Origin of the sequence: Tardiphaga sp., from assembly GCF_041424195.1 — a bacterium.
GTDB lineage: Bacteria > Pseudomonadota > Alphaproteobacteria > Rhizobiales > Xanthobacteraceae > Tardiphaga.
This window is the reverse complement of sequence record NZ_JBGMOE010000228.1, coordinates 70,317-83,491: the sequence shown is the minus strand read 5'-3', so window position 1 is coordinate 83,491 and position 13,175 is coordinate 70,317. Positions and strand designations below refer to the sequence as shown.

General features: G+C 63.9%; 11 protein-coding genes. 1 reads left to right on the top strand and 10 read right to left on the bottom strand.

What is annotated here, in order from left to right:
- Nucleotides 1-42 precede the first annotated feature (42 nt).
- The 5 genes from ACEK02_RS32000 to ACEK02_RS31980 form a co-directional block, all read right to left on the bottom strand.
- Entirely contained in the window at nt 43-1,431 is a 1,389-nt protein-coding gene (locus ACEK02_RS32000; protein ID WP_371425743.1) for a multicopper oxidase domain-containing protein, read from the bottom strand.
- Between the two features lie 16 nt (nt 1,432-1,447).
- Nucleotides 1,448-2,899, bottom strand: a complete 1,452-nt coding sequence (locus ACEK02_RS31995; RefSeq protein ID WP_371425741.1) for a TolC family protein — start codon at nt 2,897-2,899, stop codon at nt 1,448-1,450.
- A gap of 9 nt (nt 2,900-2,908) precedes the next feature.
- Complete coding sequence (locus ACEK02_RS31990; protein ID WP_371425739.1) at nt 2,909-3,202, bottom strand: hypothetical protein; 294 nt, start codon at nt 3,200-3,202, stop codon at nt 2,909-2,911.
- A 77-nt stretch (nt 3,203-3,279) separates the two neighbouring features.
- The gene (locus ACEK02_RS31985; RefSeq protein WP_371425737.1) at nt 3,280-3,765 is read right to left on the bottom strand and encodes a hypothetical protein; all 486 of its coding nucleotides are present in this window, start codon (nt 3,763-3,765) and stop codon (nt 3,280-3,282) included.
- A gap of 85 nt (nt 3,766-3,850) precedes the next feature.
- Nucleotides 3,851-4,126: a metal-sensitive transcriptional regulator gene (locus ACEK02_RS31980; protein ID WP_371425735.1), complete on the bottom strand. Its 276-nt coding sequence runs from the start codon at nt 4,124-4,126 to the stop codon at nt 3,851-3,853.
- 401 nt (nt 4,127-4,527) lie between these two features.
- Here ACEK02_RS31980 and ACEK02_RS31975 point away from each other — a divergent pair, with 401 nt between their 5' ends.
- Nucleotides 4,528-7,227 (top strand): heavy metal translocating P-type ATPase, encoded by a 2,700-nt coding sequence (locus ACEK02_RS31975; RefSeq protein WP_371425733.1) that lies wholly within the window; start codon nt 4,528-4,530, stop codon nt 7,225-7,227.
- A gap of 169 nt (nt 7,228-7,396) precedes the next feature.
- On the opposite strand, the gene ACEK02_RS31970 is transcribed toward ACEK02_RS31975, so the two are convergent.
- The 5 genes from ACEK02_RS31970 to ACEK02_RS31950 form a co-directional block, all read right to left on the bottom strand.
- Complete coding sequence (locus ACEK02_RS31970) at nt 7,397-8,296, bottom strand: cation diffusion facilitator family transporter (RefSeq protein ID WP_371425731.1); 900 nt, start codon at nt 8,294-8,296, stop codon at nt 7,397-7,399.
- A gap of 1 nt (nt 8,297) precedes the next feature.
- Nucleotides 8,298-9,155, bottom strand: a complete 858-nt coding sequence (locus ACEK02_RS31965) for a hypothetical protein (RefSeq protein ID WP_371425729.1) — start codon at nt 9,153-9,155, stop codon at nt 8,298-8,300.
- Nucleotide 9,156: 1 nt separating this feature from the next.
- Complete coding sequence (locus ACEK02_RS31960; RefSeq protein ID WP_371425727.1) at nt 9,157-9,675, bottom strand: hypothetical protein; 519 nt, start codon at nt 9,673-9,675, stop codon at nt 9,157-9,159.
- Nucleotides 9,672-11,858, bottom strand: a complete 2,187-nt coding sequence (locus tag ACEK02_RS31955; protein ID WP_371425725.1) for a heavy metal translocating P-type ATPase — start codon at nt 11,856-11,858, stop codon at nt 9,672-9,674. Before ACEK02_RS31955 ends, ACEK02_RS31960 begins: the two co-directional genes overlap by 4 nt.
- Nucleotides 11,859-11,988: 130 nt before the next feature.
- Complete coding sequence (locus ACEK02_RS31950) at nt 11,989-13,128, bottom strand: OpgC family protein (protein WP_371425723.1); 1,140 nt, start codon at nt 13,126-13,128, stop codon at nt 11,989-11,991.
- Nucleotides 13,129-13,175: the final 47 nt, after the last annotated feature.

Here is a 13,175-nt window from a genome sequence, read left to right as displayed (position 1 = left end):
CGGTTGCTTCCGTGTTCCGGTTTGCTGGTGTCGGGCGGGAAGTCACATCCCCTTCATTCCTTTCATCCCCTTCATGTCCATGCCCTTCGTCTGCTGCGGGGCGGCGGACTTCGCCTTTGCCTTCTCGTTGGTCTGGCGCGGCGCATCCTTCTGCGGCGCCTCGACTTCGTAGGCGACGGTGCCCTGCGGGTGCTTGTACGGGCCGGGGTCCCGGTAATCGTCGCGGGCGAGGCCCTCGCGGATCTTCATGACGGTGAACATGCCACCCATCTCGATCGGTCCGAACTGCCCTGAGCCCGTCATCATCGGCAGCGTGTTGTCCGGCATCGGCATCTCCATCTCGCCCATCGCCATTCCCGTCGTTCCCATCGCCATCGCGTCCGGCGCCAGCTTTCCAACGGCCTTCGCAAGATCCTTCTTCGAAACGCCGATCATGTTCCGAACATTGTGACCCATCGCGTTCATGGTGTGATGCGACTTGTGGCAATGGAACGCCCAGTCCCCTGGATTGTCGGCGATGAAGTCGAAAACCCGAACCGCACCGACAGGCACGTCGGTGGTGGTCTCCGGATACTGGGCGCTTTCGGGCACCCAGCCGCCGTCAGTGCACGTGACGGCGAATTTGTGGCCGTGCAGATGGATGGGATGATTGGTCATCGTAAGATTGCCGATGCGGACGCGCACCCGATCGCCCAGTCGGACAATCATCGGATCGATGCCGGGAAAGACCCTGCTGTTGAACGTCCACATGTTGAAGTTCGTCATCTCCGACACCTTGGGGAGATAGGTGCCGGGATCGATGTCGTAGGTGCTCATGATGAAGACAAAATCACGATCGACGGGCCGGAAGGAGCGGTCGCGCGGATGCACGACGATCATGCCCATCATTCCCATCGCCATCTGGACCATTTCGTCCGAATGAGGGTGGTACATGAACGTTCCGCTATATTTCATCTCGAATTCGTAGACGAAGGTCTTTCCGACCGGAATGTGAGGCTGACTCAAGCCACCGACGCCATCCATTCCGCTCGGCAGGATAACGCCATGCCAATGCACCGTGGTCGGTTCGGGAAGCCTGTTCGTGACGAAGATGCGGATCTTGTCGCCTTCTACGCACTCGATCGTCGGCCCCGGTGACTGACCGTTGTAGCCCCACAGATGCGCCTTCATGCCTTCGGCGAATTCGCGTTCGACCGGTTCGGCGACCAGATGAAATTCCTTCCAGTCGCCGTTCATCCGCCACGGCAATGTCCAGCCGTTCAAGGTGACGACTGGATTATAGTCGGGACCGCTCGACGGGTGCAGCGGCGGCTGCATCGTCGCCTTCTCCATGGTGGGCGCCTCGGGAATGTTAGCGGCGTGCACCCGGCCGCCGACGACGACGGTACCGGCCAGGGCGGCAGTGTTTAGAAAGCCTCTACGGGAAAGCATGTTCAAGTCCTTCTATTCAGCCGCCGGCTCTGGCGGTCTTCGCGGTCCGGGTCTGCTGCGGTGCGTCCGATCGACCGCCGCCGTTGACGACGGTCTGCAGCTCTGATTGCGCCGTCCAGAAATCGCGCTTCGCCTCGATTGCGGCGCGCAGGGCGGCTATGCGCTGCCTGGCCTCCGTCAACAATGCGAACACGTCGTCCTGCATGCTGCTGAAGCGAAGCTGCATCTCGTTGGAGATGATCTCTCGCAGCGGAAGGACCTCGCGTTGATAGTGGCCCGCGATGTCGTACGCCGACCGATAGGTCTTGTAGGCGTCGCGCGCCTCCGAACGGACGTTCACCGCTCTTTCCGTCAAGAGGTTGAAGGCCTGATTGTAGGTCTCGACGGCTTGCCGGACTCGGACTTCTCCACCATCGAAGAGAGGGATCTGGAACTGGAGATCGACTCCGCGCTCCGTGGCGGCGCCGCCGGCATCGGACGTCTTCTTGTTGATCCCGGCAATATCCAGCAGTGTCACGAACCGGCTTGCCTCACTGAGCTTCAGACTATTGGCGAGAGCGACCAGTTCGAGACGTGCGATCTGCAGGTCGACGCGACGCTCGACGGCATCGACCTCGATGCCGGGAAGCGGTTGTGGCCGACGTGGCAGCGCCGGAAGCTTCATCGGGATGCGGAATCCCAGGTCTCCGTCCCACAGTCCAGCAAGCCGGATCAGACGCTCGCGCGAACTCGCCGCCTCCTGCCGTACCAGTGCGAGCTCCGCCGTTATCTCGGCGTAAAAGACCTGTTCTCGCGCCTGGTCGAGCTTGTTCAACGCTCCGGTCCGACCGAGCTTCGATGCGAGCTGGGCCGTGGATTCGGCCGTGGACTTGGCATCTGTGAGGAGTAGAACAAGCTCGTTGGCGGCGACCGCGCGGAAGTACGCGAGCCGCACATCGGCAGCCAGTCGGAGCGTTTCCTCCGCTGCCCGGAGCTGCGCCTGACGGAAACGCTGTCGCGCGATCTCGGAACGTACCGGAAGCGTTGCCAACGCAAGAATGTCCGCCACGATCCTGCGTTCCAATTCGACAACCCCGGAGCCCGCGATGCGTGAAACGGAGAAGGTGGGATTCGGCGGCAGGCTTTCCGCCACCAGATCCGTTTCGGCAAGCGCCAGTTCGTTGTATGCCGCCTGAAGGCCGCGGTTGCTGAGCAGTGCTATCTGGACGGCGCTATCCACGGTGAGCGTTCGTCGTAGCAGGCCCTTGACGGCGCCGTCGGCGCGTACCGCGTCGTCCTGCGTCCTGATCGAGATGACGTCCTTCTTGATGGTCTCGCCGGCGACCCCGGCGACCACGCCCATACCGGCGTCCGGCGAAAAGGTGGCGCATCCGGAGAGGAGGAGCGAGGAGAACAGGACCGCCACCGCTGCGGGCTTGGAACCGCGGCGGGCGACGAACGGACGGTGGGCGTGACGCGTGCTGGACATGTCTCGCTCCTACCGGTCGGATTTCGGCGCCGGAGCGGCGCGGTCGTTCTGTTCGCGCCAAGGCGCCGGCGCCGCCGGCCGGAGGCTGCTGTAGGGAGCGACGGTCGAGCGGTAGCCTACCCCCGCTACCCTGGCCGAAGGATCGGCCGGGTCGGCGCCCACCAAGGGCACTGTCGTCGGCAGACAGCCTCCTAGAGTGAGGGTGCCGAGGGATACGGCGGCGAGCATCGCCGGTCGTGAACGGAATACACCAGCGGCCACCGAGCGAACGGCGGCGAGCTTCGCCCCAAACTGCGTGAACATGTTCGTTTCCTGAAATGACGGTGGACAACAGGCGCGTCATCCCTCTGCAGGGCACGCACCGAGTCTAGACGTTCAGATCAGCCGATGGGGGGACGGTACTGCACGGCCGGCGCATTGTCGGCGGTGGCGCGATAGCTGGTCGCGATGCGGACCAAGGTCGGCATCGGAGGCATCGCGAAATCGACCAGCGAAGCAGGCATCGCCGTGACGCACATCAGGGCGCAGCATTGGCCGCTGGTGGTGTGAGGAGCCTTCTTCGCCGGCATGCCATCGCCGTCCATATCGTCGGACATCGTCATCATGTCTGCCGCGTCGGACATCGACGCCGGCTGCGCGGAAGCATGGTCGTGCTGCTGCCCGTCGAGATGGGCGTGCATCGGCTGGACGGCTTCGTCGTGCATGTGCATCGAGCCGGACATGCCCTCCATGGTCAGGCAGTGGGCAGAGGCGTGTTCGCCCGGCAGGGCGTAGGACAGGGTCGGCGCCAGGATGCAAAGCATATAGACGAGGGCGACGATCCACCCTGCCTTCAGCCTACGTTTCCTGGTGAGCCTGACGAGCATACGGTTCAGATGCCTTCGGGTGTTCGCGTCGATCGGCGGAGCCTATCCGCGAAATTCCAGAACGCCAAGGCGAATTGCAAACGTGTCATCGTTCGGCCCTTCCGACGACGGCCATCAGTTCGGCGATCTTCTGGCGCTGGTCGGCCTTGTCGCCGCTCGCGATGGCGTGCTCCACGCAATGAGAAACGTGGTCTTTGAGCACTTCTTCCTCCACGCGGCGCAGCGCGGCACGGACCGCGGAGATCTGCGTCACAACGTCGATGCAGTATCGGTCCTCTTCGACCATCTTCGACAGGCCACGGACCTGCCCCTCGATCCTTCCGAGGCGTTTCTTCACCGATGTCTTGATGTCGTCGCGCATGCGGGAGATGTACCCCTACTGGGTACAGGTTGCAAGGGGGCGAAGCAACGGTACCGGACAGGTATGAGCGATCTCCGGTCATCGGTCCGGATTCGGAACGCGCAGGTGTTGCCGGGCAAGGTTGTTGCCGTGCGGCAGGTCCGTCCGCGGCTGCCCCGCTTGGCTCCGGTGAGCGACAGGTTCGCGCGCCTGACTCCGCGGCGCTCAATCGGGTTTCCGGATGGAGAGGGGTTGTTCGCGCTGCGTCTCCGAGGTCCGCGACGGACTCATTACGGCATCCCTTGTTTCATCCTCGCCTTGGACGTCGGCCGCGCACGCATTTCGACGAAGCATCTTGATATCCTAGCGCATTGGGCGCATATACCCCTACAGGGTATTAGTTCTTGACCTGGAGAAAGAAGATGTCGGAGGCGAAAAAAGATGGTTCGGGTGGTTGCGGCTGTGGCTCCAGACCGCAGAGCGTAGCGACGAAGTCCGCTGCTTCCGCCTGCTGCGGCGGTGCGGCGCATGACGCGCCCGGGCACGCGTCGCACGGAAGCCAACGCAAGGACCACGCCGATACGGGCAAGGCGACCGATGCGGTCTGCGGAATGACCGTCGATCCGGACACGGCCAAGCACAGCTTCGACCATGGCGGACAGCGCTACCACTTCTGCTCCGCTGGCTGCCGCGCAAAGTTCGCAGCCTCACCCGACGCTTATTCGGCCAAGGCGGACACCGTGCAGGGAACCGGCGGCTGCTGCGGCGGAGCCGATCACGGCGGTCGCTCCCATGAAGGACATGTCCACGCTCATGACGAGGCAGCCGCCGGCACGATCGATCCCGTCTGCGGAATGACCGTCGATCCGGACACGACCCCGCACAAGTTCGCACTCGCCGGCGAGACCCATCATTTCTGCTCGGCCGACTGCCGCAGCAAGTTCGCCGCCGACCCGCAGCGATACCTGCAGAAGTCGAAGCCGGACGCGCTTGCGGTTCCGGTGGCTGAGGGCACCATCTACACCTGTCCGATGCATCCGGAGATCCGACAGGTCGGCCCGGGAAGCTGTCCGATCTGCGGTATGGCGCTCGAGCCCGAACTGGTCGGCCTAGACGACCAGCCCAACCCGGAACTCGCGGACATGTCGCGCCGGTTCTGGATCGGCATAGCATTGGCAGCGCCGGCCGTCGTTCTGGAGATGGGTGGCCACCTCGTCGGCGGACATGGTCTCGTCGAGCCGTCGCTATCGAACTGGATCCAGTTCTTCTTCGCCACGCCGGTCGTGCTGTGGGCAGGCTGGCCGTTTTTCGTCCGCGGCTGGCAATCGCTCGTCACCCGCAACCTGAACATGTTCACGCTCGTCGCGATGGGCACGGGCGTGGCCTATGCCTATAGCGTGGTCGCGACGGCGGCGCCGGGGGTCTTCCCGCCCGCGTTCCGCGGCCATGGCGGCGCCGTGGCGGTCTACTTTGAGGCCGCCGCCGTCATCACCGTCCTCGTCCTGCTCGGGCAGGTGCTCGAACTGCGGGCGCGTGAGGCGACGTCGGGCGCCATCAAGGCGCTGCTCGATCTCGCTCCCAAGACCGCGCGGCTGGTGGACGATACGGGCGAGGACCACGAAGTGGCGCTGGACAGCCTGAACGTCGGTGACAGGCTTCGCGTTCGCCCCGGCGAAAAGGTGCCGGTGGACGGCGTCATGACCGAAGGTCGCTCTTCGCTCGACGAATCGCTGGTAACGGGCGAATCCATGCCGGTCACCAAGGAGGTCGGCGCGAAGATCATCGCCGGGACGCTCAACCAATCCGGCGGCTTCGTCATGCAGGCCGAAAAGGTCGGCCGCGACACCCTGCTTTCCCAGATCGTGCAGATGGTCGCTCAGGCGCAGCGGTCCCGCGCGCCGATCCAGCGATTGGCTGACCAGGTCGCCGGGTGGTTCGTGCCCGCGGTCATCGTCGTGGCCGTTGCGGCCTTCACCGCCTGGGTCTGGTTCGGCCCAGAGCCGCGCCTTGCCTATGGCCTCGTCGCGGCGGTGAGCGTGCTGATCATCGCCTGCCCGTGCGCGCTCGGCCTCGCGACCCCGATGTCGATCATGGTCGGGGTCGGTCGCGGCGCGCAGGCCGGCGTGCTGATCAAGAACGCAGAAGCCCTGGAGCGCATGGAGAGGGTCGACACGCTGGTCGTCGACAAGACCGGAACGCTCACAGAGGGGAAGCCGAAGGTCGTTTCCATCATTCCCGCACCGGGCTTCGACCAAAGCGAGGTGCTCAGGCTCGCAGCCAGCGTCGAGCGGTCGAGCGAGCATCCGCTGGCCGACGCCATCGTCCGCGAGGCGAAGGAGCGCAACCTCAATCTCGCGGCCGTCACGGACTTCGATTCTCCGACCGGAAAGGGCGTGACAGGCAGGATCGACGGCAAGGTCGTGACGTTGGGCAACGCCAAATTCATGAACGCGTCCGGGGTAGACACCTCGTCGCTGGAAGGCCGTGCCGAAACGCTTCGCGGCGATGGCGCGACGGTCGTGAATATTGCGATCGACGGAGCACTCGCCGGCATCCTCGCCATCGCAGATCCAGTGAAGGCCACCACGCCGGACGCGCTGAAGGCGCTGGCGGCCGAAGGCATCAGGGTCATCATGCTGACGGGCGACAACCGCACCACGGCCATGGCGGTCGCGAAGCGCCTTGGCATCGCAGAGGTCGAGGCGGAAGTCCTGCCGGACCAGAAGAGCGCGGTAGTGAAGAAGCTGCAGAAGGCCGGGCGGATCGTCGCGATGGCGGGGGACGGCGTCAACGACGCGCCGGCCCTGGCCGCAGCCGACGTCGGCATCGCCATGGGCACCGGCACCGACGTGGCCATGGAGAGCGCCGGCGTGACGCTGCTCAAGGGCGATCTCGGCGGCATCATCCGGGCCCGCCGCCTCTCGGAGGCGACGATGAGCAACATCCGGCAGAACCTTTTCTTCGCGTTCATCTACAACGCGGCGGGCATTCCGATCGCCGCGGGGGTCCTGTATCCGACTTTCGGGCTGCTGCTCTCTCCGATCATCGCGGCGGCAGCGATGGCGTTGTCCTCCGTGACGGTGGTGGGGAACGCGCTGCGTCTACGGGCGACCCGCCTCTAGGCGACAGCCACGCACATCGGTACGGGAGAAGAGGATTCCTACGAAGCGCCGGAGGTCGGTCTTCCCAGACCGCCACACCGGAACGCGAGCGACGTGGCCTTGGCAAAATGCACCGTCTGTCGTCGATCTGACGAAAGGCGGTGTGAACCCTTTGGGAGTCTTTGATCCATCAAACGTGCAAAACCGGCTCCTCGTTTCTGATCGCCTCGTCGTCGACCTGGATCGTGACGTGATCGATCTTGAAGTCGTCCTTCATCAGACGGCGCGCCTCCTGCAAAGCTTCCCTTCCTTTCGACAGATCCTCCACCACCAGGTGACAGCTCATCGCATCGAAGCCGGACGTGACGGTCCATACGTGGAGGTCATGCACGGCGACGACGCCGGCGATAAGCTTCAGCTTCGCTTCGAGCGTACCTACGTCGACATTCGCCGGAGTGCCCTCCATGAGGATGTGCGTCACCTGTCTGAGCAACCCGAGCGTCCGGGGCACGATGAACAGTCCGATCCCCGCTCCGATGATCGGATCGGCCAGAACCCATCCTTTCCAAATCATGAGGAGGGCGGCCACGATGACCCCGATGGAGCCAAGCATATCACCGAGCACTTCGAGATAGGCGCCTCGCACGTTGAGGCTTTCCGACGATCCGCCCATCAGAAGTCTCATGCTGATCAGATTCACGATTAGTCCGCCCGTCGCCACGATCAGCATAGGTCCGCCGAGGACTTCGGGCGGCGCCAAAAACCTCCGATAGGCTTCGTAAAGAATGTAGACCGTCAGCAGAAGCAGCACGACGGCGTTGGCCAGCGCCGATAGCACCTCCATCCGAAGATACCCGTAGGTTCGTTGCGGGGTCGCTTCCTTCGCCGCGAAGCGGATGGCGACAAGCGCAAGGGCCAGTCCGCCCACGTCGGTCAACATGTGGGCGGCGTCCGCCAGAAGAGCGAGGCTACCGGTAATAAGCCCTCCGACCACCTCGGCCAACATGTAGGTCGCCGTGAGGCCCAAAGCCCAAGCGAGCCGCGTGGCGTGCTTTGCGGCCGCCGTTCCAGTGGTTCCACCGCCGTGCATGTCAAATCTCCTGAAGTGAGTGGGGCGCCGCCGACGTGACCTCGGCAAGGGACTTACGCAGACTTTCGCGGAGCTCGTCCAAGAGGAAGAGGCTGACGTCGTCCAGCGATCCGTGCCCCTGCGCGAACGGCTGTTCGAGAAGCCGGACCAGGTACAGCGCGTAGACGAACATGTAGCTTATGAAGCCGAACATCATCGCCGACGCCGGATCGCCCTCAGTCTTGAGGAAGAGCATCATGATGACGATCGCGAACACCAGCGTCTGAACGAGGACGTGGACCGACGGAACGAACTCCACGCGCTGGATCTGATAGATGCGCAGCATGGACCTGCGCAGCACATCCTGCGACGTGCGCAGCCGGACGACGAAGTTGGCCGCCAATCCCATGCCTTCGAGCCGCCCGAAGATCGGAGTCAGCTTGGCTATCTCTTCCAGCACCGGAGGAATGTTCTTGTGCCCGTTGGAATGTTCGAGGCCGGAACGGAGCCGATCCAGGATCGAGAGCAGTATGCCGCGACAGGTCGCGAGATCGAACTCCGAATTGTCCGAGGCGAAGCATTCGAGGTCGCCATCGATCGCTTCGACCGAATTGCGGACGTCCGCAGGGATGCGCTCCGCCTCCTTGTAGTCGGCCAGGATGCTCGACAGCAGGAAGCCGATGATGAAAATCGCGCCGCCGATGCCGCTCGTCAGGAGCCGGTTCAGTTCGAGAAACTCCAGCCCGAAGTAATGCACGGCGGTCTTGACGCCGCCGAGCACCGTGACGACGCACGCGACGGTGAAGAACAGGCCGAATTTCTTGCGGTAGCTCAGGTTCGCGCCCCCGAGATGGAGATGCTTCAGGATCAAAGTATGCATTTCAGTATCCGTTGCTTCTTCTTGCCGGAACGAACCTTCGCCCGTCCCACACCAGAGCTTGCCGCCTCCCTCCGAGCGAGACCTCTAGGACGACCGTGCCTCGATCGTTGTTCATCCTGACGTCTTCCGCATAACCGCTGAACACGACCCGATGCCGCCCCCCCGACTCCGCGAACACCTCATGGAGACAGGCATTGCCGCGGCACAAGGATTCTCGGTTGGCGCAGGAGATGTCCTCGAAATGCAACGATACGAAGCGCTGCCCGCCGCCCTCGATCGAGACCGCGAAATAGTGACCCGCGAGAGCGCCGCTTCCGCAGGCGCGCTCGCGGCGCGAAACTTGACGACGAATGTCCGGCGGGAGTTTCTCTAGGTGCTCGGCCGCCCATGGGTTTTCCGTCGCGAAGCTCGCGGCGGCCCGGGCGGGAATCAGCAGGCCGAAGTTTGCGGCACAGATATGAAGCGCTGCGGCAAAGAAGACCGGGGCACTTTTCCCTCTCGAAATGTCCTCCAGGCTCATGGCTGCGTCCTCGGCGGCTTCAGCAGCCGGAGCGCGTTTATCGTAACCAGGACCGTGGCGCCGGTGTCGGCGAGGATCGCCGGCCAGAGGCCGGTAAGGCCGATGACCGTCGTGACGAGGAAAACCGCCTTCAACCCGAGCGCGACCGTGATGTTCTGCTTGATGTTGAGCATCGTGCGTTTCGAGAGATCGATCATCGCGGCGACGTCGGAGACCCTACCGTGAAGCACGGCGGCATCGGCGGTCTCCAGGGCGACGTCGGTGCCGCCGCCCATCGCGACCCCGACATCGGCCGCCGCGAGCGCCGGCGCGTCGTTGATGCCGTCGCCGATTTTCGCGACGACGAAGCCCTGCGCCTGGAATTCCGCGACGATCCGCTGCTTGTCCTGCGGGAGCAACCCCGCTTGCACCTCGATCCCGAGCGACTTGCCGATCGCCGTGGCGGTTCGGCGATTATCTCCGGTCAGCATGACCGTCCGGATGCCGGCGTCGGTCAGGAGTTTCAATCCCTTCGCGGCGTCGGGGCGGGGCTCGTCGCGCATTGCGATCGCCCCCGCTATCGAAGTTCCGATCACCACGATCGAAACCGTCTTGCCCTCGTCGTTGAGCGCCGCGACACGGCCTTGATGCTCGATATCCAGGATACCGATTTCGCCGGCGGCCTTGGGCGACCCGAGGAAGATCTGCCGGCTGTCGATGGTCGCGCTGACGCCCTTGCCTCCGAGCGCCTGAGATCCCGAGGCGGACGGCGAAATGATCCCCCGTTTTGAGGCTTCGGCGAGGATCGCCGTCGCCAGCGGGTGGCTGGACCCTGTCTCCAACGCCGCCGCGAGCCGCAGCACCTCGTCCTCCGGAGTGCCGAACGACAGCACGTCGGTCACGACCGGTTTTCCGGCCGTCAGCGTCCCGGTCTTGTCGAAGCATGCGAGGGTGATCTTGCCCATCTGCTCGAGGACGACGCCGCCCTTGAGCAGCAGTCCACGGCGCGCACCGGCCGACAGGCTGGCGGCGATCGCCGCAGGCGTCGAGATCACCAGGGCGCACGGGCACCCGATCAGGAGGATCGCCAAGCCCTTGTAGACCCACTCGCTCCAGACGCCGCCGAACAGCAGCGGCGGGATGACGGCGACCAGGAAGGCTACCACCACGACGCCGGGCGTGTAGTACCGGGAAAAACGGTCGATGAAGCGCTCCGTGGGAGCCTTGGATTCCTGCGCCTCCTCGACCAACCGGACGACGCGCGCGATGGTGTTGTCCGCCGCCGCGGCAGTCACGCGCACGGTCAGCAACCCATCGCCGTTGATGGTGCCCGCGAATAGGCTCTCCTCGGGACCCTTCCTAGTAGGCGTGCTTTCGCCAGTCACGGGCGCCTCGTCGACGAAGCTCTCTCCGGAGACGATGAGGCCGTCCGCAGGGATGCGGTCGCCCGGCCGGACCTGAATCATCGAACCGACTATGAGCGTGTCCGCCTGGACTTCCCGGACGGATCCGTTCTCCTCGAGCATCGCCGTCTTGGGGACCAGCTTCGTGAGGTCCTGGATGCTCGCGCGCGCGCGGCTGGCCGCGACACCTTCCAGGAGTTCGCCGATTAAAAACAGAAAGACCACGGTCGCGGCCTCCTCGGTCGCTCCAATGAAGACCGCGCCAACGGCCGCGATCGTCATGAGCATCTCGATCGAGAACGGCGTCCCTGATATTGCCGCGGCGAAAGCGCGCCGACCAATCGGGATCAATCCGACCATCATGGCGACGAGAAACGCCCATTTTTCCGTAGCCGGAGCCAGCTTCCCGATCAGGAAAGCCGCTCCCAGCGCCGCTCCGGAGGCGATCGTCAAGATGCCTTTGGAGGTCCGCCACCAAGACCCGTCGGTAGGGCCGTGATCGTGACCGTGCAAGCCCGCATCGTCATGGTCGTGAGATGCACCGCCGTTCCCGTGGGGCGCATGGACGCCCTTCTCGTCGGCAGGCGCGACGTTGTAGCCCAGAGCGGTTATCCGAGCGGCCAATGTCCCGACATCGACGCCATCGTGTCTGACGGTCACGTTTCCGGCCGCCACGGAGACGGCTACATCGGTGACTCTCGGCACGCGGCGCAGCGCGTTCTCGATCTTCACCGCGCACGATGCGCAGTCCATTCCTTCGACGCGCATCTTGATCTGGTCGTCGTGTGCGGCTTCAGTCATCGGTCTCTCCCATAATTTCTCATTTCGTACGCGTGATCTGGAACCTCTTGCCGTTCCGCCGCTCGCCGGCTCGCAGCAGTCGCCGCTGCTTGAGCGGAGCATCGATCCGCGGTTGAGATCGCCATATCCGTCATCTCGCGATCGCGGGACGCGCCTTGTTTTCTTTCGACCACTTCCGAAGGTAGGCCACGGCGACCATCGCGCAGATGCCCGCCGCGCTCACGACGAATTGGGATCTGACGGATCCATCGACGAGGTCGAGCGCGAAATACGCGACGGCCGCGAAGAACGTTCCCGCGCAGAAGACTTCAAGGGAATGCTGGCCGCTGACGATCAACGGCCGCCAGACAGGCCAGGCCAGCGCCGGCGCGTTTTCTGGAACGATGCGCGCGACGATGATCGCCAAGGCCAGGAAATGGGCGATGCGGTAAGGTGCGAGGTTGGTCTTGTCGTTCGTCGGGAAAAGGAGGTGCAGCTTCTCCGGCAGCAGCCAACCATTTCCGGTGAGTGGCGCAAGCATCACGATCGCCGAGAGAACGACGACGACAAGAGCTAGTGGCAGCACGATGCCCGAGCGCAGCGTCCGATCCAATGTGCCGCGATCGACCACCGCACACCATGCTCCGATCACGAACAGAAGTTGCCAGGCGAACGGATTGAAATACCAGTATCCGGACGGGTACCCCGGAAGATTCCAGCCGAATGACCGGGCCACCGCGTAGAGGACGACCGAGCCCGCCAAGGTGACGCCCGGTGCCTTGGTCAGCAGCCAGAGCACAAGGGGAAAAGGGGCCATCAGAGCGATGTACAGCGGCAGGACGTCCAGGTTGAGGGGGCGGTATTCGAGCAGCAGACCGTGCTTCAGAAATTCGACCGGATCGGCGATCAGGCTGCGGATGTTGTATTCGTCGAGCAGATGGGCGTGGCCGTAGCGTTGCGCGACGTAGCCGACCGCCACCACGTAGAAGACGAAGAGAAGCACGTACGCGACGTAGATCTGCCAGACCCGGCCGAGGATACCTGCCGCTGCTGCAAGCGGCCCCTTTGCTCGCAACGTCTTCGAATACACGAACGCGACCGTGAACCCCGATACGAAGACGAACAACTCCGCCGCGTCGCTGAACCCGTAGTTCCGCATGGTGAGCCACGCGACCACGTTGTTTGGCACGTGATCCAGGAAGATCGCCCAATTGGCCATGCCGCGGAACAGATCGAGACGCAGATCCCGTCCCGTGCCGCCTGATTTCGTTGCGTCGTTCATGATGTCCATCCGGAGCGCCGTCGATGCCGCCGCTCCCTCGGTTGTCGAGTTTCCGT